Below are 21,843 nucleotides of genomic sequence, written 5' to 3'. Positions count from 1 at the left end.
GCGCCTGCGGCAGATGCTTAGCCGGCATGGGCATGGTTCACATCCGCGCTTGCCGTGACGTTGGCACTGACAACGGCGCCCGCACCCGGCGCGGAATTGCCGAGATGCTGGCAATACCATGGCACAGCCGCCGCGAGGCCGGCGTCGATGCGGTAAGCCGGCGCATACCCGAGTTCACGCATCGCCTTGCTCACGTCCGCCTGCGAATGGCGCACATCACCGGCGCGAAACGCGGTATGAAGCGGCTCCATGATGGCCATGACACCGTGCGCCGTGAGAATGGTTTTGAGGCAGGCAAACAACTGGTTCAGCGTCGTCGCCTCGTTCACGGCCACGTTGTAGACCGCACTGCCGGCCTCGACCGGTACCATCGCCGCCAGCAGATTCGCTTGCACGGCATTCTCGACATAGCAAAAGTCGCGGCTCGTGCTGCCGTCGCCATGGATCTGCACCTGGCGACCTGCCAGCATGGACGCGATCCACCGTGGAATCACGGCAGCGTAGGCGCCGTTAGGATCTTGCCGCTTGCCGAACACGTTGAAGTAGCGCAGCCCCACGGTGCGCAGACCGTAACAGCGGAAAAACACGTCCGCATACAGCTCGTTGACATACTTCGTCAGCGCATAGGGCGACAGCGGCTTGCCGATGCGCTCTTCCACCTTGGGCAGATCGGGATGGTCGCCATAGGTCGAGCTGGACGCCGCATACACGAACGACGTGACCTGCGCATCGCGCGCAGCCACCAGCATGTGAAGAAAGCCGTTGATATTGGTGTCACTGGTAGCGAGCGGGTCCGCGATCGAGCGGGGCACCGAGCCCAGCGCGGCCTGGTGCAGGACCTTGTCGACGCTGGCGACAGCCTGCCGGCACATGCGCGGATCGCGGATATCCCCATGCAGGAACGTGAAGCGTTGCCATTGGCTGTCGGTCACGAGACTGCGCACTTCATCCAGGTTGTGCCGAAAGCCGGTCGACAGATTGTCCAGGCCGACGACGGTCTGGTCGAGCCTTAACAGCGTTTCGAGCAGATTGGAACCGATGAAGCCCGCGCAGCCGGTGATCAGCCACCGCCGGGGATGCGCGCGTAGCGCCGTCTGGATATCGTCAAAGGTGGGCATGAAGCTGTTCCTGTCAGGGGTGGCAAATGGATTCGGGTCCTGGATACACGCAAGGCCGCATCGCTCAGATCGCTTCGCTTCTGGGCTGCGGCCGCAGACCAAGAATGACGGCGGGGTGGCGGCAGCGTCCCCAATGGCCCCGCACCAGGCGCATGTAGACCGCCACGTAGACCACCATCTGGGCCAGGACCAGCGCCACTGCAGCGGGTACGGTATCGCCGAGCAGCACGGCGGCGATCGTCGCGGCGCTGAGCCAGGCGGTAACGAAGCAGGCCACGCCCGCATTGCGACGCCATGTATAGCGGGCGATGCGGATCTTGTTGCAGGCGACGCGGCGGTAAAACAGCGAGTGCAGATGCAGGCGGTCTGGTGAGCCGACCAGGGCGCTGCGCAGGATCTTTCGGCGGTACATGCTGAACAGGACCTCGATTACCGGGTACGCGTAGATGGCGAGAATCTGCCACGCGTTGATGCCGGGATTGCGGACAATCGTCAGCACTGCCACTTCTGCCGCCCAGAAGCCGATGAAATACGCGCCACCGTCGCCCATGAACAGGCGCCCGGTCGGGTAATTGAGCAACAAAAATCCAATGGTGGCGCCTATCCCGGCCAGGGCCAGCAGGGCGACAACGGGATCCCCGGCCTGCCATGCCAGAAAACCTGCGCCAGCGAGGATGACGACGATCGTGCCACCGGCGACGCCGTTGAAACCGTCGACGATGTTGATGGCATTGGAGACACCGGCCACTGCAAACGCGGTCACGGCAAACGACACGGGGAGCCAGTGCAGGACGCCGTCGAGCGCCCAGATATCCAAGCGCGGCAGATGCGCTTCCACCAGCCAGGCGGCGAGCACGGCGCTGGTCAGGATGGCGCACAGGCGGAGACGGACTGACACTTGCTTGGTCAGGTCTTCGGTGATGCCGGCCAAAAACGCCGGCAGGGCTGCCAGCAACAGCAGCAAAATGAGCGCGTTTGTTTCGGTTTGCAGCGCTAGCGGGTAGCCCATCAAACCGCCATACGCCGGGACGGCCAGCACCCCCGCCACCATGGCCACGCCACCAGTGCGTGACACCATGTTCTTGTGAACTTTCTGGACACCATTGACATCGATATCAAATGAAAACCTGCCATGCCAACGCTCGGTAAGGATATTGAGCATGCAAATGAACAGGCTGACCAATAATGCCAATGAAAACGTTTCGAGAAGCGGGAGCATGACTTCAGGCGGAAACATGGATTCAACACCATTGACATTCTTGTTCATCGCCATCACGCCCTCCGTTTTGATCTGACAAACGTCCGACAGGCACAGCACGACTCAGAAATACGATGCTATCGATCGACCCGATATTCGCTCACGCCGCCTTTGCACTGAGGTTTACTCTAGCAAAATAGGGAATAAGAAAACGTTGAAAATATCGATACATCTGACGGCTCAGCTCCGTCACTCGATGAATTTTTATGATTGGTTTCTTTAGCGACCAATCCAATAGAAAACATCGAAAGAAATACGCTCGTGATGGCGGGATGGATGAATAGGCATAAATAGCAATTCGCACGTTAAATTGCCGCGGGCGCGATGACGGCACAACTCAGGCGGTGAAGAATCCGCAGGGCAGCTCACGCCTGCGTGCTGGTCACCGGTGCATCACCCCTGGCGCTGCGGACGGCACCTTCGCCCTGCTCCGACGCCGCCGGCGCAGCGGGCGGCGCAGCGTCCTGCGGGGCCACAGTGCCTTCGTCCAGCGGCGCCTGCGTACCGATCGCGAGCCGTCGCACACCCCAGGCGGCGCCCCGGTGTTTGCGCCGCACGAGCGCATTTTTCAATACCGAGGCGCCGACACCGCTTGCCAGACCCAGCAGACAAGCCAGCACGAGCATGACCGGCAAGCCGAGCGTGACCGACTGCAACGACACCTGGGCCCGGTCAACCACCCGCACGTTGACGTGATTGGACAGCATCAAGGCATCGAGCTTGTGGCGTGTATTGAGCAGCTCGAAACTCATCTGGCTGTGCGCCAGCTTGTCGCGATTGACCGCCAGTATTTCTTGCTGGGCTGCGCCAAAGCCCTTCCGCCTGCCCTCGATATCGGCCAGGTCATGACGGATGGATGCGATGTGCCGCGTCACGACCAGCATCTCGGGATGCCGGTCGCCGACACGGCCCGACAACGCGATTTTCTGCTGCTCCTTTGCCGTGAGCTCGGCCTGCAACACCAGCGATTGCTGGGCCAGGATCCGTGCGTCCTCGCTCAGGTCGGATGCGCCATGCTGTTGCAGGAGTTCGTTGAGCCTGGCATCGAGTTCACGGATGCGGCGTTGCGCCTGCGCGACTTGTTGGTCGTAAAACACCAGCTGGTTCTTCACCTCGTCGTTTTTCTGGGTGGTCTGCTGCTGGATATACTGGTCGCCGATTTCATTGAGGATCCGGCTGACCAGCTCGGGCCTGCCGCCCTGCAGCGATACGCCGATCACATTCGACAGCCGTCCTTTTTCGGCGATCGCCAACGACCGTTGCAGCCTGTCGACTGCCTGCCCCTGGCGACTTCGATAGAGCGTGAACGCCGCGCCCGGTCTGGCGTGGATATGGGCGACCAGGATCTCCAGCGGGCCTGCAAGCAACCTGGCATGCAGCTGCTGGCCGACCTTGCCGTGCACCCGTATGCCGGCCTCGTGCTGGCTGAGCGTATAGGTGTCCGGGCCGCTGACGACCAGATTGAACGGCTGGTCCAGCAGCGCATCAGGCACGTTGAAGGTATCCACCCGCACCTGTTCGTTGCCCCACACGTAGCCGCCGACGCCAAACAGGCCGGGTTCCGACAACCCGGGATTGCTGCGCGCGATGAAGGCGCCCACGACAGGAAACAGGGTCGGCTCGACGGCGATATCGAGGTGCAAGGCATTCACGACCTTCGCCAGAATCGAACGCGAACGCAGGATCTCGATTTCGGTGATGGCCGGGGTTTCCGTCTGCACGTCGGCCGACGGCGGCGCGTTGCGTGTGATCTGGATCAGGATGTTGGATTCATAGACGGGCTTCACACCCAATGCGACGGCGATGGCGAAGCTGGCGATCGCACACGCCACGCCAGCGATGAGCCAGCCGTTGCGCAGCACGTGCCGGAGCCCGAGCACGGCTGCGGACGCATCACCCTCTCTGCTGCGCCGTGACAGCGGCATGGACATCGGCTGCAGAGCGCGTTTCATGCCTGACCCGCATCGGCCTGGCGGCAGCGCGCGCTGCAGGCCTGCAGCGCATCGGCGAATTGCCTGGCCACCGACCCCGCCGCCACCGATTGGGCGCACATCAGATACAGCCGCGTGCCGTGATGGCGTGCACCCGCCAGCGGCAAGGCGCGCAAGTGCCGGGCGTCCAGCGCCTGTTGCACCTGGAACCTGGGCAGCCACGCATAGCCCACGCCCTGCTGCAGGATACCGATGGCCCGCTCGGGATTGCACACACGCCAGGAACCCGGATGCTGCCGCGTCGACTCGCCCATGCTGGCGCCGCTACCCTGTTGTTCCGGGGCGATGACGACCTGGGAATGCGTGCTCAGCTCATCGTGTGTGATATCGCGCTTGCCTGAGAACAGCGGATGGGCGGGATGGGCCACGGCGATGTGCTCGACCTCGAACAGAAAACTGGCAGCAAAGCCCAGCACCGGCTGCGCGCCGATGACGATGTCGGCCTCGCCCGCATGCAGCGCGCGCCGGGCACCATCCGGCGTGACTTCGCTGACGCTCAGGCGCAGGTCATGCAGCGACGGCGAGCACTGCCGCACGGCATGGATCAGCAAGTCGGAGGGAAAACCGGGATCCATTGCCACGCGTACGTCCGGGCCCCAGCCCTGGTGCAGCGTATCGGCCAGCATCTCGAGCGCGTTGGCCTGCCTGACCAATTCACGCGACCTTTCCAGCAAACATTGGCCAGCGGCGGTAATGTGCGCTTTGCGCCCTTTTAGTTCCAGCAGCGCGACGCCGAGTTGCTCCTGGAGCTTGGCAACGGCGTGGCTGACGGTCGATTGGGTTACATGCAATTGATCGGCGGCGCCATCGAAACCACCGTAGTCAATTACCGCATGAAACATATTCCATTGCTTGAGACTGATACGCGGTGTTCTGGTTTTACAGTACCGAACAGCACCAGATGGCGATTTGACGTCAATATCAATCCCATGCACGATATCCGGCAGAATATCCAATGGTTCACATAGTTTCATGGCATATCCCACTTACATTATCCATGTAGATATTTAATTGAGAAAATCTTTGAAACTTCGTGCGCGCCCGCCATACCATTGCATGATATGCAGGACCTCCCGAGCAGATTCTGCGTCCCGTCAATGCAATAGAGTGATCGGAAAATGACCGATGGATTCAAGGCTGACTGAATCCAATAGCAGGCATTGCGCCTACCAAATATTCAAAAAAGAAATTCCCTATTAAATATAGTATTTAAACTATTTTAATAGGGAATCAGTATTACCAACGGCTACCGACGGCAGCCGCCTGCCATCAACAAACCGCGATCAAGCGCCGGCCAGCGCCGACAAGTCCACCACGGCCAATCCGCCCAGATCCTGCTCGGTATTGCCAGCGAACGCCGCGCGGCTCGCTGTACCGTTCTTGAGGTACTTCTGTACGACCGCCTTCACCTGCGCCTGTGTACAGCCGAGCACGCCCTGGCGGAAACGCTCGCGCGTGGCCATGTCGGTGCCGCGCCGGTACATGCGCCAGCCCAGGCGCACCGCATCCCATGGCGCCTCCGGCTTGTCGAGCTTCTTGATGACGCCGATGATGGCTTCTTCGAGCTGCTCATCGCTGTAGTCGGACGCCAGGATGGTGTCGACAGCCGCATCGAAATCGCGGTAGGTGGCCGCCAGGCGCGGGTCGCGGAACGACGCCATCGAGAACACGCCCGAATCGCCCGCATACGAGGCGCTGCCGCCATACGCGCCGCCCGCTTCGCGCAGCGCCGTGTGCAGCACCTGGTTGGTGAACAGCTCGGCAGCCACGCTCAGGGCGCCGGCATCGTCGTCGTGCGACATCGGCACTGCCCAGGCGATATTGCAGTGATTGACCTGGCCTGCCGCGTGCAGCGCGACATTCGCCGGAGGCTGCGGTGCGGCTTCTGCGGACGTGCCAGGCGCCACAGTTGCACCAGTGGTAGTGCTGGACGTTGGCCAGGCTGCCGCCAGCAGGCGCGCCAGTTCGTGGCCATCGTCGCCACTGCCGGCGCACAGCATGCTCGGGCGCTGCGCCACGATGGCAGCGTGAATGCGCGCCAGTTCGGTCGCGACCTGGGCCACGCCTTCCGGCGTTGCAGCCAGGGTTTTGAGGCGGGCATTGAATGCCAGCGCCGTCGGTCCGGCGATGGCATCCTGGAAGCGCCGCACCTGCGCCAGCGGCGCGCTCACGGCCATGGACGCATAGTGGCTACCAGCCTGCGCCAGGTCGTCCAGCGTGTTTTCCACCTTGCGCTCGAGCAGATAACGCAGGCGCACGGCCTCGTCGAAACGCGGCCGGGCCATATAGGCGTCGAGCACGGCGACGATATTGGCATGCTCTTCGCGCAGGGCGTTGGCCGATACCGTCAGGTCGATGCGCAGCGCGCCGTCCGGCAGCTGGAACGGCTGCAGGTCGAAGCCGAACGACGGCACCATGCGCTGGCGCCAGGCGCCGGCCTCGGCGTAGTCCTGGCCCTCCAGACCCAGGTCGTCGCGCAGCTGCGTGTACAGCGCCAGCCATGGCCAGTCGGCGGCCGGGATAGCCGACACGTCATACACGATGCTGGCCGACGAAATGCCGTTCGAGCCGATGCTGAACGCGTGGATGTCGTCGGCGGTCGGTGCAAATGCAGGCAAGGCGCGCGGCTGCGTGCTCACGTCACCGGGCCGGATGCGCGGCAGCACCTGCGAATCGAAGGCCGTTTTCTGATGCGCTTCGAGGGCCACGGTATCGGCTGCGATGCGCGCACGGTCGGCGTCGGTCAACAGGGCCGAGGCCTGCGCCAGGCGCGCGCCTTCCACGGCGTCACGGTCAGAAAAATAGGCGGCGTCCGGCACGATGGTCGAGACCAGGCGGCCAGGCGAGGTCAACAGGTTACGCACGAGCGACTTGAAGTAAGCCGGATCGGCGATATCGCTTTCCATCGCCTGCAGGATCGCATCGCTGTCGAAGGCGGTAACGACGTCGCCGTCGCGCATCGCGACTGGCAGCGCGGTCAAGAGGCGCTCGAGCACATTCGGCATGCTGCCGCTGCGGGTATTGCGCTGCTGGTATTTGAGGTCGCGCAGCGCAGCCTGCAGCGTGGCGTGCTCCACGCCCTGCTCGGCCACCTGCTCCAGCGTGGCCCAGATCAGCGCTTCGGCCATGGGCGCCTGGGCCTCGGTGAGACCCTCCATGCCAACATGGAACAGCATCTGGCGCGCACTGTCGTCATGGCCATTGAAACCGGACGGCCGGCCGTAGCCCGCCGTCTCCATCGCCTTCATCAGCGGCGCAGCGGCGTCGCCCAGCAGGCCGGCCGACAGCAGGCTCGCTTCAAACGCCACTTTCGGGACCGCCGACTCGCCCATCAGCCACGTCATTTGCAGCCCGAATTCGTTGTCGCGGCCCTGCTGCGACGGAATGCGCACGGTATTGCGCTGCGGCGCCGCGAAGGCGCTGGCCAGTTGCGGCACGCGCCGTGCCGAGATATCGGTCTGGCGCGCCAGCACGCGCTCGGCGATGCGGGCCTGGACCGCAGCAGCGGGCAATGGCCCGGCCGTCATAAAGACCGCCTGCGACGGATGGTAATGGCTGGCGTGGAAGTCCTTGAGCATCTGGTGCGTGAGCTCGGGAATGGCCAGCGGATCGCCGCCCGAATCGACCTCGTAGGTGGTGCCGCTGAGGATGGTCGAGGTCAGGCCCTTGTACAGCGCGTGGCCCGGGTCGGCGAACGCCCCCTTCATTTCATTGAAGACCACGCCCTGGTAACCGAGCACGCCATCGGTGAGCGTGTAGCGCCAGCCCTCTTGCAAAAAGTTCAGGTAATCGAGCTTCGGGAAGAAGGCCGCGTCGAGGTACACATCGAGCAGGTTGTAGAAATCGTTTTCGTCGGTGCTGACGAACGGATAGACGGTGCGGTCGGCATAGGTGAACGCATTCATGAAGGTCGCGGTGGAGCGACGCAGCATGGCGAAGAACGGATCGCGCACCGGATAGCGCTGCGAGCCGCACAGCGCCAGGTGTTCGAGAATGTGCGCGCGGCCGTCGCTGGCGTCGGGCACGGTGGGGAAACCCACCAGGAACGCCATGTCGGCGCCGCTGGTGGTCAGGTGGATGTGGCGCGCGCCGGACGCCGGCGCGACATACTCTTCCATCGTGGCCTGGAGTGCAGGAATGGCGTGACTGCGGAGGTGCTCGAAATGACTCATGTACGGTTCTTTCAGAATATGGCAATGGTCGTGGTGGGCCATGAAGACGTTCAACGACGGCATGACGACCACAATGCCCTGAAATTCTACCCCGTGCCGTGCACACGCGTCGGCGCCACCTAAACCTTCGCCACGAACCCATCAATATATTAAAAGATATTTTGTTTTTCGGTATAGTGTGATTCAATGGGGTCTGACGAAAGCGATACCATGAACCATCATCCAGAACCATTGAACCTGCTCGAGATGCAAGCCGCCGCCGTGCGCGCTTGCGCGTTGCTCAAGACACTGGCCAACCCGGACCGGCTGCTGCTGCTGTGCCAGCTGAGCCAGGCCGAATACTGCGTCAGCGAGCTGGCGGCGGCGTCCGGCATTGCCCAGCCTACCCTCTCTCAACAGCTGGGCGTGCTGCGCGAGGAGCGCCTGGTCACGACCCGGCGCGACGGCAAGCAGATCTATTACAGCCTGACCAGCGACGCGGCCAGCGCCGTGCTGCAGGTCCTGTACCAGCAATTCTGCGCACAACCGGGAGGCAGTGATGACCGTGAACTGGACTGACTTTACTCCCTGGAGCGCGCTGGGCGGCGGCGTGCTGATCGGCCTGGCGACCGCCATGTTCGTGCTTTTCAATGGCCGTATCGCCGGCATCAGCGGCATCGTCGGCGGGCTGCTGCGCCCGGCCCCGGACGAGCGTGGCTGGCGCATCGCGTTTCTGCTCGGCCTCGTCGCGGCGCCCCTCGTGTACACGCTGGCCGCCCCGTTGCCCGCCATGCGCATCGATGCCGGCACGGGCACGCTGATCGCCGCCGGCCTGCTGGTCGGCATCGGCACCCGCTACGGCGCCGGCTGTACCAGCGGCCATGGCGTGTGCGGGCTGGCACGTGGCTCGGCCCGTTCGCTGGCGGCCACGCTGGCCTTCATGGGCGCCGGCTTCGCGACCGTGTTCATCGTGCGCCATCTACTGGCTTGAGGAGAACGGCATGCGCATCCTGATGGCATTGATTACCGGGCTCGTGTTCGGCATTGGCCTGATCGTTGCCGGCATGACGAATCCGGCCAAGGTCCTGGGTTTTCTTGACCTGGCCGGCCGCTGGGACCCCTCGCTGGCACTGGTGATGGCCGGCGCGATCCTGGTGGCGCTCCCCGCATTCCGGATTGCTGCCAAGGGACGGCAATCGCTGCTGGGCGAGCCCATGCACCTGCCGACAGCCACCCGGATCGACCGCCGGATGGTGCTGGGGAGCCTGGCCTTCGGGGCCGGCTGGGGACTGGCCGGCTTTTGTCCCGGTCCTGCGCTGGCTTCGCTCGCGACGGGCGCGGTGCAGCCGCTCATTTTCTGCGCCGCTATGTTGGCGGGCATGGGCATCTTTGAACTCATCGAACGGCGCAGATCCTGATCCACCGATCACAGGAGGCACCATGATTTTCAAGCAACTTTTCGAACCGTTGTCGAGCACCTATACCTATCTGCTGGGGGATCCGCAGACCGGCCAGGCCATTCTGATCGACCCGGTGATCGTCAGCATGGAGCGCGACCTTGGCGTTCTGCACGAACTGGGACTGACACTGGCCTACACGCTCGACACCCATATCCATGCCGACCACATCACCGCGGCGCTGGCGTTGCGCAACGCCACCGGCAGCAAGATCGCCGCACCCGCGTTCGACTGCCTGCCGTGCGCCGATGTGGCGATCGAGGAAGGCCGCCTGTTCGAGGTCGGCGGCATATCCCTGCAGCCGCTGCATACACCCGGCCATACCGATGGCCACTTTTCCTATCTGCTGGGCGAGCGGGTATTTACAGGCGATGCCCTTTTGATCGACGGCTGCGGTCGCACCGATTTCCAGAACGGGAATACCGATGCGCTGTATCGCAGCGTGACCGAAAAACTGTTCGCACTGCCGGATGAGACGCTGGTCTATCCTGCGCACGATTACCAGCAGCGCCACGTTTCCTCGATTGCCCAGGAAAAACAGCGCAATGGGCGACTCGGCGCCGGCAAGACGCTGGAGGCGTTTCGCTCGATCATGGCCGAGCTCGCTCTGCCCTACCCGACCTTCATCGACTATGCCGTGCCGGGCAACCGGGCGTGCGGGGTGTGTCCAGCGGATCTGCCCGATCATCTCGCCCAGTATTGCCGGCAGATGGGCGTCAGTCTCCAGGGCTGAAGTCTGCGCTGCAATCGTGCTGGTGGCAGCATTCATCCCATTCGTCTTATCATATGTCTCGCTACGGCCGCCTACGCAAGCCGGCCGGCACCCTCCCCGTCAACCTAAAGGAATTCCATGTCCGAAACACTTACCGTCACCACCGCTGAACGCGGTTTCGATTGCTATGTGGCCCGTCCCGACGTCGTCGGTACCTACCCGGTCATCATCGTGCTGCAGGAAATTTTCGGCGTGAACGCCGGCATCCGCAGCATCGCCGACAACTACGCCGCCAAGGGCTATATCGCCGTCGCCCCCGACCTGTTCTGGCGCGAAGAGCCGGGCGTGGATTTGTCGGAAGCGAATGAAGCCGACGTCGCGCGTGCGTTCGCCCTGTACAAGAGCTACGATTTCGACCACGGCGTACAGGACATCGCCGCCACCATCAGTGCAGCGCGCACGATGGAAGGCAGCAACGGCAAGGTCGGCGTCACCGGCTACTGCCTGGGCGGCCTGATGACCTACCTGAGCGCGGCGCGCACCGATGGCGATGCCTTCGCGGCCTACTACGGCGGCGGCACCGACAACTACCTGTCCGAAGCAAAGAACATTGGCGCGCCGTTCCTCTACCACCTGGCCGGTGCCGACGAATACATCGGCCCTGAGGCGCAGGAGAAGATCAAGGAAGCGTTTGCCGACAGCACCGATGCCGAGATCCATGTCTATCCTGGTTGCGACCACGCATTTGCCCGTCCGGGCGGCGGTCACTACGACCATGACGCAGCCACGCTGGCCAACAGCCGCACCGACGAGTTCTTCGCACGCACGCTGCGCTGATCCGGCGCCCGGCGCCATGTCGTCTGCCGGCGCCATGCCGGCAGACGGCGTTCTGCATGCGATAATCGGCGTTTGCCATTGGAGTTGCCAATGCCGACCGCTTCGTCTCTTCACGACGCCTTTCGTCCACGTCTGCAGAACGGTGTCATTGAATTTCCTGTGCACCATATGCGCGGCGGAACTTCGACCGGGCTCGTGCTGTGGGCGGCCAGCGCACCCCTTGACCCCCACCTCAAAGAAGAATTGCTGCGCCATCTGATGGGCGCACCGCTTGCGGGGACGAACGAGAACAACAAGCAGATCACCGGCCTCGGCCGCGGCGGGCCAACCAGCAATAAAGTGTTTTTCGCGGATACGGCAACCGAGAACGGTGCGCCCGTCATCGTCAGTACCCTGGCCCAACTCGCAAGCGATCACGACGGCGTTGATTGGAGCGTCAACTGCGGCAATATGTCCTCGGCGCTGCAGCTGTGGGCCATCGACATGGGCTTGATCGTTGTGCCAGGCGCGGGGAAGACCGAGGTGCGGATCTGCAATACGAATACCGGCGTGGTCACGGTGTCCCGGATGGAACGTTTCGCCGACGGGCGTTTCCTTGACGCCGACATACCCGGCGTCGATGGCGCCTATCCTGCCGTCGACCTGTTCATGCAAGCGCCAACCGGCTCGAAAACCGGCAAGCTGCTGCCGACCGGCGCGGTGATCGACCTCATCGATGGCGTGCACGTGTCGTGCGTTGACGTGGCAGTTCCGATGGTTATCTGCGCCGCCAGCGAATTCGGCAAGACGGGGTACGAACCGGTTCGCGAGTTCGATGCGGACCCGGTGTTCAAGGCGCGCCTGCGCGCCGTGTGGGTGGAAGCTGGCCTGCGCATGGGCCTGACCCGCCGTGATGGCAGCTTGATGACGGCAGCCGAACTGGAACGCAGCGAAACGATCCCGAAGATCTGCCTCGTCGCGCCGCCGCGGGCAGGCGGCAACATCGCGGTGCGCTATTTCACGCCACAGGCTGGGCATGGATCGATGGCAGTGTCCGGCGGTTGCTGCCTCGCGGCCGCGGCGCTGATCCCCGGCTCGGTCGCGCAGCAAGTGGCGCACGGCCTGGCAGCAACGACGGGGACGTTCGCCGATATCGGCGTCTCCATCGAAAACCCGGCCGGAATCCTGGACGCCACTGTCGTCGTGAAACATGATGACGATGGAATCCACGTGCAAAGCGCTGCGTATCGGCGCAGCACGCAAATTCTGCTGCGTGGTTACGTGCCGCTCTACCGCGCATCGCCACAGCTTACGGATGCCTTGTCCGCATTCAGCCCCCATGTATTTCCTTGAGCATTTCACGCGCGCCCGCTCATTATGTCGCGTAGATATTGCACAAAGCGGGGGTCAGGTCTGACATTTGGACACGGCCTCAGCGTTGCACAATTCCAGTTCGTTCAGAGTTGACGTTTTCATCTATTTCCAGTTTTAGGCGACGGTGTCCGGAACGAGCCCATCCTTCCTCAGCAATGGCGTAGGAAGGCGAACACGTTTGACGACGTTAGAGTCCGTGTCCAAATGTCAGACCTGACCCTGAACGCTGACCCTGAACGATGACCCTGAACGACAACAACGCCGTTTCTTATTCGCCTTAAGACTGCCCAGGTTCAGGCAATCTTGCACGGAACCTTGATCAGCTCATCTTCGGTAAAAAGGGCACACATGCGGTGAAAGCCATCCGCAATGATCAAGCCTGAGCCGTCGTTCTGTCGCACGATCAGGATGGGACCGAGCGCCTCACCATCGCGAATTTGCTGCTGATGGTGGGACCAGTCAAAGGCAGCGACTTCGGACATCGCCGTGTGGGAGGCGCGCCAAATATCTTTGGCCGGATATTCTGACATCGGCGCGGCGCGCAATTTCTGCAACAGCCTGCGACATTTACGTGGTTTAAACAACAAACTCAAATACCTTTCTGCCGAAATATAGTCGTTGTCGACAGGGCTGCTCAGCCGGTTAATTTTCGTTTTTTGCATGACCCATGTCGGTAATTGGTCAACTACGCAAGATGGCGAAGACAGAATAATTAACTTACTCTATTAAAAGTTTTGAAGGCACCTCCCCTGCTTGATGGCAGCAAAGCTCCTCGTGATGACGTACAACGCATTTTGTTAAACGCAGTAACTCGTCAAGGTGCAAGTGGCGCCGCTGGCGATCGCAAAAGCTTCAATATATCCCCTGTATTAAAGCTTTGCGTAGTGCAGGCTGACACTGACGAGTTAGCTGGATTTGCTCATTGCGCTTCTGATTTGCTGCTCCTCCAGGTCCAGTTCGTTTGCCAGTGAGCGGTGCGTCTGCGCATCGACTTGATCTGTGTGCTCGGACAGCTTTTCTCGGGCTGCTTCAATTGCCACCAGCCGCAAGCGTCTTTGCGCATTGAACTGCTCGGCGTTTTCAGGCGATTCAGCTTCTTTCTCGTCAGCTGCCCGTTCAGCCCTGGCTTCGTATTCGTCAACGAGTGCAGACGCTGCAGTTGAATGCTCCGGGCTGGCGTCTGGCTCGAGGTGTTCCTTGACTACATCAAGCGCGGCGTCAGCAATCTCTGCTCTGGCCAGTGCTTCCGCTGGTTCAGCAGCGTCCTTCTCCGGCTCGATCACTTCGAGTTTCCGGACCAGCCAGCCAAGCGTGGTGCCCTGAACAATAAGCGTCGCAAAAATCGCACAAAACGCCAGGAAAACGATGACATCTCGCGCGGGAAAGTTGGCCGGCAATGCAAGTGCCGCCGCCAGGCTGACCACCCCTCGCATCCCGGCCCAGGACACGACCGCATGGTGCGTCCAGAGGGGACGCGTCGACTGCGCTGCCTCGCTCCGGGAGAACGCGCCTGGCAGCCAGCCTGTCATGAACACCCAAATGAAACGACTGACAATAAGGGTCACAGACACGGCAAGTGCGAGCAATGCAAGCGAGGTAAGCGCCGTGGCACTCTCACTTGCAAGCCGTTCAACGATGCCCCGCATCTGAAGTCCGATCAGCATGAAGATCAAGCTGGCAAGCAGGAACTCGATGAAATTCCAGACTGCGTGGAGCTCCAATCGGGTACGGGCTGTGAATTCCGCATGCTGTTTCCGGCCCAGGACGAGACCACAAACTACCGCGCCTAACACGCCCGAAGCGTGCAGTGCCTCAGCGCTCAGGTAGGCTGCAAAGCCCGCCAGAATGCTGATCGTGATGTCGAGCATCGTGTCATCGACCTTGCTGAACACCCACATCGCCAAACGACCGGTCAACCAGCCGATGATGATTCCGCCGATGCCCATGCCAAAAAACTGAAACAGGCCGCTCGAATAGCTCACCGAGCTCGCCGCTACTGCCGCGACAGCGAAACGGTAGAGGACTAGTGACGACGCATCGTTGATCAGGCTTTCGCCTTCCAGGACGGTGACGATCCGCTTGGGCAGGTTAAATTTCTTCAGAACCGAGCTGGCGGCAACAGCGTCGGGCGGCGCCACGATGGCACCGAGTGCTGCTGCAGCCCACCAGGGAAGTCCGGGCACCAGCCAGTGCGCCACAACGGCGACTGCAGCTGTCGTAAAGAGAACGGCGCCGATAGCCAGTAAAAGAATGGGCCGAAGGTTCGAACGGAACGCAGGCCAATCTGTGCGGTAGGCACTGACCTGCAGGAGCGGGGGCAGAAACAGGGCCAGTGCAAGCTCCGGATCCAGCTCGACCGCAGGCAAACCTGGTATCAGAGCGAGACCCATGCCGCCCAATACCAGGGGGATCGCCACCGGCAAATCCAGGCGCTGTGCCACGATCGCAAGCACGACGCAGAATGCCACCAGGCTAAGAAGAATTTCGAAATTCGCCATCGAATTCAGCCTGCCAGCATCGAGTCGGGCCAGTGACGCAATAATGTTGCGGGATCATCGAAGATGGCGAAGGCTTCGGACAACGCTGCATCGTCCCAGTACCCGCCGCAGCGCAGTGCAATGCACTTGACGCCGGCTGCCTTGGCCGCCGCAATATCGTAGGGCGTGTCGCCAATCATCACGGCCTCGCTGGGATGCACGCCGGCCTTTTGCAAGGCAACTTCGATGATGTCACCGTCGGGTTTGGACTCCTTTATCTCATCCGAAGAGACCGATGTGTCGAGCAAGTCCTGCAGGCCGGCCTGCGCGAGTAATGCCGGTAGCTCTTCGCCGCTGGACGATGCAATGACCAGACGCAGACCTTCGGACCTCATGTGCTGCACCAACAGCCGGGCGCCGGGTGTCGGGTTCAGGTTCCCCATAAAGCTGCTCAGCAATAACTGCGTGCGGTCTTTTGCAATCTGTTTCGCCAGAGCCGATTCTGAGTCGATGTCAAGTAGCTCAGCAAAAACCTTGTCCGATCCTTTACCGATCAAACTCCTTATCTGCTCGTAACTGACTACATGGCCATGCCGTTCAAGAGTTTGCATCCACGCTTGCGTATGGGCATCATTGCTATCGATAAGCGTGCCGTCAATGTCAAACAAAACAGCTTTTAGTGCGATTTGATTCATCATATTTATTAATTGAAATGGAGTATTTAATGTTAATTCATAGCTACTAATTAGCCTGAATAACAGGCAAATCCGCGTCGTTCGGATCGCGGGCAAATGCCTGGTGCAGTTGTTAGCTAGTTTGCACTTGCTTGCCCGGTGTTGTCGCGCTGTTGATCAAACGGGAAGATTCACCGGACAGCACTGCAGATAAACTGGATGAGCCATTTCTGACAACGCAGAAAATCGGTCGCAAGCGATATACCCTCCGAGTAATAGCTTGAATCAAACTGATCGTTTTAATGTCGACTTGAAGTGATTTGCGTACCGACTGGGAATCGCGCAACGTCGGCAGTGGTTCGATCCGGGGTTACATTCTGTGTCCCCCGACACCTTGTCCGATACAGCCGCAACCAGCAGCTGTTTCTCTTGCCGCCACCGTCATCAAAAGCCCGCATCAAGGACTTTCATGCATGTAGCATTTCCATAAAATTCATGCTGTAATGACAGCGCGTGCCAGTCAGCACGCCCCCACCAGCGGCCACTGCCACTCCACGGAGGACACATGCTCGAATCGGTCGGCACACCCACGCTCTATCTCTCCTTTACCGCGTTCGTCGTCGTCATGCTGGCCATCGACTTCTTTGGCCTGAAAACGTCGGGCGATCACAAGGTCAGCACCAAAGAAGCGGCCATCTGGTCGCTGATCTGGATCTCGGTGGCGCTGGCCTTCGGTGGCTGGTTCTATTGGTATCTGGAAGGCATTGCCGGCCCGGTCGTGGCCAAGGCCAAATCCCTTGAATACCTCACCGGTTACCTGATCGAAAAGTCACTGGCGGTCGACAATGTGTTCGTCTGGATCACCCTGTTCGGCTTTTTCGGCGTGCCGCCGCAATACCAGAAGCGCGTGCTGCTGTATGGCGTGCTGGGCGCGATCGTGCTGCGCGCGATCCTGATTTATCTGGGCGCGATCCTGCTGGCCCAGTTCCACTGGATCCTCTACATCTTCGGGCTGTTCCTGCTCTACACCGGTATCCAGATGCTGATCTCGGCCGACAGCGAACCCGACCTGGCCGACAACAAGGTGCTCAAATGGCTGCGCGGGCATATGCGGATCACCGACGAATACCACGGCGAAAAGTTCTTCATCATGCGCGACGGCCTGCGCTATGCCACGCCGATGTTCGTGGTGCTGATCATGGTCGAGATCACGGACCTGATCTTCGCGGTCGATTCGATTCCGGCGATCTTCGCCGTCACGAGCGACCCGTTCATCGTGTTCACGTCGAACGTGTTCGCCATCCTTGGCCTGCGCGCGATGTACTTCCTGCTGGCCGACATGGCGGACCGCTTCCATCTGCTCAAATATGGCCTGGCGGGGATCCTGATCTTCATCGGCATCAAGATGCTGCTGCTCGATATCTACAAGATCCCGACCGGCATCGCGCTGGGGGTGGTCGGCGTGATCCTGGCCGGGTCGGTGGTGGCCAGTCTGCTCACATCCAAACCCGTCCCGAAGACGCCGCCGGGCTGATCACGCGGCGGCAGCAGCGGCGAAGCGCACCTCGTGCAGCAGCGACTTGATCTCGGGGATGCACGAGCCGCAGTTGCCGCCCGCCTTCAGGCAGGCCGTCACCTGGCCTGGCGTCTGCAAGTCGCCGGCCCGGATCGCGGCGCAGATCGTGTTGCGGCCAACGCCGAAGCACGAGCAGACCGTTGGCCCCGGATCGGGCCCGGCTTGCACGGCGCGGCCGGCCAGCAGCGTGGCCCGTTCGCGCGGGCCCAGTTCGGGGGCGGCGAACAGACCGCCCAGCCATGCGCGCGCCGGCAGATCGGGCACGCGAGCCACGAACAGGCACGCTTCCAGACGGCCGTCGACCAGCAGCGCCGCGCGCAACGTGCCTGCCGACTGGTCCTGGTACTCGATCCAGTCGGCGTCGGCATCGGCTTCTTCGCCGCCTCCCAGCAGCGCGCGCGCCATGTCGGGCGTGACCGGTGCACGTCCGGCCAGCTCATAGCGAATGAAGCCGCTGCCGCGCACGCGCGTCCAGTGGGCCACCCCCTCAAGGCCGAGATCGTGCCGGCTCATGATGAACCCATACCAGGCCACGCCGAACGGCTCGATCCGCACCGGGGTGTGCTTGAATTCGGGCTCACCCGAGACCGGGTCGACGGCCGGATTGACCAGCGCCCCCACCCGCGCATCGGACGCCGTCTGGCCGTTCCAGTGGATCGGCACGAATGCAGCGCCGCGCGCGATACCGCCGCCATGTGTCACGCGCGCCACCATCGCGCCCCAGCGTGAACTGATGCGGGCCAGCTCACCCTCGCGCACGCCGGCCAGCAGCGCATCGTGCGGGTGCAGGTCGACGAACGGCTCGGCCGCGTGGCCGGCCAGGCGCGGGGACTTGCCGGTGCGCGTCATCGTGTGCCACTGGTCGCGCAGGCGCCCCGTGTTGAGCACCAGCGGGAATTCGCTGCAAGGCAGGTTGGCCGGTGCGCGCACGCCCGTCGCGATGAAGCGCGCCTTGCGGTCCGGGTAAGAAAAGCCGCCGCTGCCAAACAGGCGCGCGGTGCCCTCCCCCGCCGCGTTCACCGGCCACTGTACCGGTTGCAGCGCGTCATACGCGGCGCGGCGCATGCCCACCAGCGGATCGAGCCGGAACGCGCGGCGGTGGCCATCGTCGTCATTCTTCCAGGCCGACAGGCGCGCGTGTTCGTCGAAGATCGCATGCGCGCTGTCGAAGTCGAACCCGGCGTAGCCCATGCGCTGCGCGACATCGCACAGCGCGCGCCAGTCCGCCCTCGCCTCGCCCGGCGCCGGCAAAAAGGCGCGCTGGCGCGAAATGCAGCGTTCGGAATTGGTGACCGTGCCATCCTTCTCACCCCAGGCCAGCGCCGGCAGCGCCACATGCGCATACGGCGCCAGGTCGGTGCTGGCCATGACGTCCGACACCACCACCAGTTCGCAGGCCGCCAGCGCACGTCGCACCTGGTCGGCGTCCGGCATGCTCACGACCGGATTGGTCGCCATGATCCACACCGCTTTGACGCCCCCCGCTTCAATCGCGCGGAACAGGTCCACGGCCTTCAGGCCCGGCTTCTCGGCGATGCGCGGCGCATCCCAGAACGTGCGCACGGCGTCGCGGTGCCCGGGGTTGTCCAGGTCCAGGTGAGCCGCCAGCATATTGGCCAGGCCGCCCACTTCGCGCCCGCCCATCGCATTGGGCTGGCCGGTCAGTGAGAACGGCCCCATGCCGGGACGGCCGATGCGGCCGGTGGCCAGGTGGCAGTTGATGATCGCGTTGACCTTGTCGGTGCCGCTGCTGGACTGGTTCACGCCCATCGAGAATGCAGTAACCACTTTGTCGGTGCGGGCGAACAGGTCATAGAACGCCTGCAGGTCATCCGGATCGAGGCCGCAGACACGCGCCACGTCGTCGCCTGCGTTGGCGACATCGAGCGCCGCATCCAGGCCGGTCGTGTGCGCTGCGACGTAGTCGGCATCGAACGCATCGCTGCGCGCCAGGTGCGCCAGCAAACCGTTAAACAGCGCCACGTCGCTACCGGGTTTCAAAGCCAGGTGCAGGTCCGCCAGCTCGCAGGTGGCCGTGCGGCGCGGGTCGAGCACGACGATCTGCATGGCGGGACGCGCTTCCTTGGCGCTCACGATGCGCTGGAACAGCGTCGGATGGCACCAGGCCGCGTTCGAGCCGACCAGCACGATCACGTCGGCCAGTTCGAAGTCCTCGTAGCAGCCCGGCACCACGTCTTCACCAAAGGCGCGCTTGTGGCCGGCCACGGCGGACGACATGCACAGGCGCGAGTTGGTATCGATATTGGCGCTGCCGACATACCCCTTCATGAACTTGTTGGCGACGTAGTAATCCTCGGTCAGGATCTGGCCCGACACGTACAGCGCCACGGCGTCCGGCCCGTGCTCGGCGATGATGCGGGCGAAGCCGGCCGCCACGGTATCCAGTGCCTCGTCCCAGCTGGCGCGCACCAGCGCCCCTTTCTTCCGCACGGCCGGATGCAGCAGGCGGCCGTTCAGATCGAGCGTCTCGCCCAGCGCCGAGCCTTTCACGCACAGGCGGCCGCGGTTGGCGGTGTGTTCAGGGTCGCCTTCGATCGTCGCGCCGCCACCGGGCAGCGCGGTCGCTTTCACGCCGCAGCCGACGCCGCAGTAGGGACAGGTGGTACGCACAGCGTGGATCGGGATGGTCATGGGATAGCTTTCTAGGCGGCCTGCGCGTCGCACAACGCAGGGCCGAACAACAGGCGATCGCGCAGCGCCGAGATGTCGACGCCGCGCCCGATCAGGTCGAAATACCAGGGGCCGTCGGCCACGTCCCCATACAGGACGGCGCCCGTGAGGCGATTGCCGTCAAGGACCAGGCGCTTGTACATGCCGGCGCGGCGGTCGCGCAGCACCAGGTCTTGCGTGCCCGGACCGCCGACGATGTCGCCGGCCGAGTACAGGTCAATCCCCGTCACCTTGAGTTTGGTGGCCACGGCCTGCTGCACGTAGCGGCGGTGACCGAAGCCGGCCAGGTGCGCCGCACAGACGCGCGCCTGTTCCCAGATCGGCGCGACCAGGCCGAAGATCGCACGGCGGTGCTGGACACATTCGCCCACCGCATACACGCGCGGGTCGTAGCTTTGCAGCGTGTCGTCAACGACGATCGCGCGCTCGACATGCAGGCCGGCCGCGCGCGCCAGCGCCACGTTCGGGCGCACGCCGGCCGCCATCACCACCAGGTCGGCCGGCAGCATGACGCCGTTCGAGAGGCGCACCGAAGCCACCTTGCCGTCACCCAGGATGGCCTCGGTCTGCACGCCGAGCAGGATGCGCAAGCCGCGCTGCTCGAGCGCGCCCTTGAGCAGCAGCGACGCATCGCCATCGAGCTGCTGGTTCAGCAGGCTGCCGGTCAGGTGCACGACCGTGACGTCCATCCCGCGCCGCAGCAGGCCGTTGGCCGCTTCCAGTCCAAGCAGCCCGCCACCGATCACCACCGCGTGCCGGCCGTCGCGCGCCGCCTGCAGCATCGTCTCGACGTCATCCAGGTCGCGAAAGCCCACCACGCCCGGCAGGTCCGCGCCCGGCACCGGCACGATGAATGGCTGCGAACCGGTGGCCAGCAGCAGGCGGTCATACGCCATTTCGACGCCCGATTGCGAACGCACGCTGCGGCGACGGCGGTCGATGGCGACGACCGGGTCGCCCGTGTGCAGCGTGATGCCATGCTCGGCGTACCACGCGCGCGAATGCAGCACGATGTCGTCCTGCGTCTTGTCGCCCGCCAGCACGGGCGAGAGCATGATGCGGTTGTAGTTCACGTGCGGCTCGGCGCCGAACACGGTGATGTCGTACATGCCCGGGGCCAGCGCGAGCAGTTCCTCCACTGTGCGCATCCCGGCCATGCCGTTGCCGACCACCACCAGCGCGGGCCTGTGCGTCGTATTCATGCAGCGACCCAGACGACGGCGCCATCGATCCGGGCCGGATAACTCGCCACCGACTGCGCCGGCGCTTCCAGGCACTCGCCGCTGGCCAGGTCGAAGTGCTGCTTGTAGATGGGCGAGGCCACGACGATGCGCTCGCCGATGCTGCCCACCAGCCCGCGCGAGAGCACTGCGGCCTGCGAATTCGGATCGTAGTTATCGATGGCGAACACGCGCGGCTCGAGTTCGCCGACGCGGAACACGGCCACCTGGCGGCCGTTCAGCAGCGCGCACACGCCGGTGTCGGGAACGATCTCGTCGAGCCGGCACACCGCCGTCCAGTTGGCAAGTTGGGGGTCACGATGCATGG

The 21,843-nt window shown here is 62.9% G+C and carries 18 protein-coding genes; 7 read left to right on the top strand and 11 right to left on the bottom strand.

Going from position 1 to position 21,843, the window contains the following annotated elements; all coding sequences use genetic code 11:
• Positions 1-17: 17 nt before the first annotated feature.
• The 5 genes from ACZ0AJ_RS02055 to ACZ0AJ_RS02035 all read right to left on the bottom strand — a co-directional run bounded on the left by ACZ0AJ_RS02055 (position 18) and on the right by ACZ0AJ_RS02035 (position 8,539).
• On the bottom strand, positions 18-1,118 hold the full coding sequence (locus ACZ0AJ_RS02055; protein ID WP_499453687.1) for an SDR family oxidoreductase: 1,101 nt from the start codon (positions 1,116-1,118) through the stop codon (positions 18-20).
• Positions 1,119-1,182: 64 nt separating this feature from the next.
• Positions 1,183-2,391, bottom strand: a complete 1,209-nt coding sequence (locus ACZ0AJ_RS02050) for an MraY family glycosyltransferase (RefSeq protein WP_499453685.1) — start codon at positions 2,389-2,391, stop codon at positions 1,183-1,185.
• Positions 2,392-2,741: 350 nt separating this feature from the next.
• Entirely contained in the window at positions 2,742-4,328 is a 1,587-nt protein-coding gene (locus tag ACZ0AJ_RS02045) for a Wzz/FepE/Etk N-terminal domain-containing protein (RefSeq protein WP_499453683.1), read from the bottom strand.
• Positions 4,325-5,341, bottom strand: coding sequence for a LysR family transcriptional regulator (locus ACZ0AJ_RS02040; protein ID WP_499456705.1), 1,017 nt, complete (start codon positions 5,339-5,341; stop codon positions 4,325-4,327). Before ACZ0AJ_RS02040 ends, ACZ0AJ_RS02045 begins: the two co-directional genes overlap by 4 nt.
• A gap of 309 nt (positions 5,342-5,650) precedes the next feature.
• Positions 5,651-8,539 carry an insulinase family protein gene (locus ACZ0AJ_RS02035; RefSeq protein ID WP_499453681.1) on the bottom strand — a complete coding sequence of 963 codons (2,889 nt, stop codon included), beginning with the start codon at positions 8,537-8,539 and terminating at the stop codon, positions 5,651-5,653.
• A gap of 210 nt (positions 8,540-8,749) precedes the next feature.
• Between ACZ0AJ_RS02035 and ACZ0AJ_RS02030 the strand changes: the two genes are divergently transcribed.
• From ACZ0AJ_RS02030 to ACZ0AJ_RS02005, 6 genes are all read left to right on the top strand, one after another.
• Positions 8,750-9,097, top strand: a complete 348-nt coding sequence (locus tag ACZ0AJ_RS02030) for an ArsR/SmtB family transcription factor (protein ID WP_499453679.1) — start codon at positions 8,750-8,752, stop codon at positions 9,095-9,097.
• Positions 9,078-9,509 (top strand): YeeE/YedE family protein, encoded by a 432-nt coding sequence (locus tag ACZ0AJ_RS02025; protein WP_499453677.1) that lies wholly within the window; start codon positions 9,078-9,080, stop codon positions 9,507-9,509. The genes ACZ0AJ_RS02030 and ACZ0AJ_RS02025 overlap by 20 nt, the downstream gene beginning before the upstream one ends.
• A 10-nt stretch (positions 9,510-9,519) precedes the next feature.
• The gene (locus ACZ0AJ_RS02020) at positions 9,520-9,936 is read left to right on the top strand and encodes a YeeE/YedE family protein (protein WP_499453675.1); all 417 of its coding nucleotides are present in this window, start codon (positions 9,520-9,522) and stop codon (positions 9,934-9,936) included.
• Positions 9,937-9,958: 22 nt separating this feature from the next.
• Positions 9,959-10,708 (top strand): MBL fold metallo-hydrolase, encoded by a 750-nt coding sequence (locus tag ACZ0AJ_RS02015; RefSeq protein ID WP_499453673.1) that lies wholly within the window; start codon positions 9,959-9,961, stop codon positions 10,706-10,708.
• 117 nt (positions 10,709-10,825) lie between these two features.
• Positions 10,826-11,524, top strand: a complete 699-nt coding sequence (locus ACZ0AJ_RS02010) for a dienelactone hydrolase family protein (RefSeq protein WP_499453671.1) — start codon at positions 10,826-10,828, stop codon at positions 11,522-11,524.
• A 90-nt stretch (positions 11,525-11,614) separates the two neighbouring features.
• Positions 11,615-12,856: a PrpF domain-containing protein gene (locus tag ACZ0AJ_RS02005; protein ID WP_499453669.1), complete on the top strand. Its 1,242-nt coding sequence runs from the start codon at positions 11,615-11,617 to the stop codon at positions 12,854-12,856.
• A 314-nt stretch (positions 12,857-13,170) separates the two neighbouring features.
• Here ACZ0AJ_RS02005 and ACZ0AJ_RS02000 read toward each other — a convergent pair whose 3' ends face one another.
• The 3 genes from ACZ0AJ_RS02000 to ACZ0AJ_RS01990 form a co-directional block, all read right to left on the bottom strand.
• Positions 13,171-13,539, bottom strand: a complete 369-nt coding sequence (locus tag ACZ0AJ_RS02000; RefSeq protein ID WP_499453667.1) for a ParB N-terminal domain-containing protein — start codon at positions 13,537-13,539, stop codon at positions 13,171-13,173.
• A 243-nt stretch (positions 13,540-13,782) separates the two neighbouring features.
• Entirely contained in the window at positions 13,783-15,375 is a 1,593-nt protein-coding gene (locus ACZ0AJ_RS01995) for a Na+/H+ antiporter (RefSeq protein WP_499453665.1), read from the bottom strand.
• Positions 15,376-15,380: 5 nt separating this feature from the next.
• The gene (locus tag ACZ0AJ_RS01990) at positions 15,381-16,052 is read right to left on the bottom strand and encodes an HAD family hydrolase (RefSeq protein WP_499453663.1); all 672 of its coding nucleotides are present in this window, start codon (positions 16,050-16,052) and stop codon (positions 15,381-15,383) included.
• A gap of 541 nt (positions 16,053-16,593) precedes the next feature.
• On the opposite strand from ACZ0AJ_RS01990, the gene ACZ0AJ_RS01985 reads away from it, so the two are divergent.
• Entirely contained in the window at positions 16,594-17,562 is a 969-nt protein-coding gene (locus ACZ0AJ_RS01985; RefSeq protein ID WP_499453661.1) for a TerC family protein, read from the top strand.
• Here ACZ0AJ_RS01985 and ACZ0AJ_RS01980 read toward each other — a convergent pair whose 3' ends face one another.
• Genes ACZ0AJ_RS01980 through nirD form a run of 3 tightly spaced genes read right to left on the bottom strand, consistent with a single transcriptional unit; the run spans position 17,563 to position 21,841 of the window.
• Positions 17,563-20,256, bottom strand: coding sequence for a molybdopterin-dependent oxidoreductase (locus ACZ0AJ_RS01980; protein WP_499453659.1), 2,694 nt, complete (start codon positions 20,254-20,256; stop codon positions 17,563-17,565).
• Positions 20,257-20,267: 11 nt separating this feature from the next.
• Positions 20,268-21,497 carry an NAD(P)/FAD-dependent oxidoreductase gene (locus ACZ0AJ_RS01975; RefSeq protein ID WP_499453657.1) on the bottom strand — a complete coding sequence of 410 codons (1,230 nt, stop codon included), beginning with the start codon at positions 21,495-21,497 and terminating at the stop codon, positions 20,268-20,270.
• Positions 21,494-21,841: a nitrite reductase small subunit NirD gene (gene nirD / locus ACZ0AJ_RS01970; RefSeq protein WP_499453655.1), complete on the bottom strand. Its 348-nt coding sequence runs from the start codon at positions 21,839-21,841 to the stop codon at positions 21,494-21,496. Before nirD ends, ACZ0AJ_RS01975 begins: the two co-directional genes overlap by 4 nt.
• Positions 21,842-21,843: the final 2 nt, after the last annotated feature.

It is taken from the genome of Telluria sp. AC161 (assembly GCF_979258535.1).
Note: the sequence above shows the minus strand (reverse complement) of the source record. Positions and strands in the feature narration are given on the sequence as shown.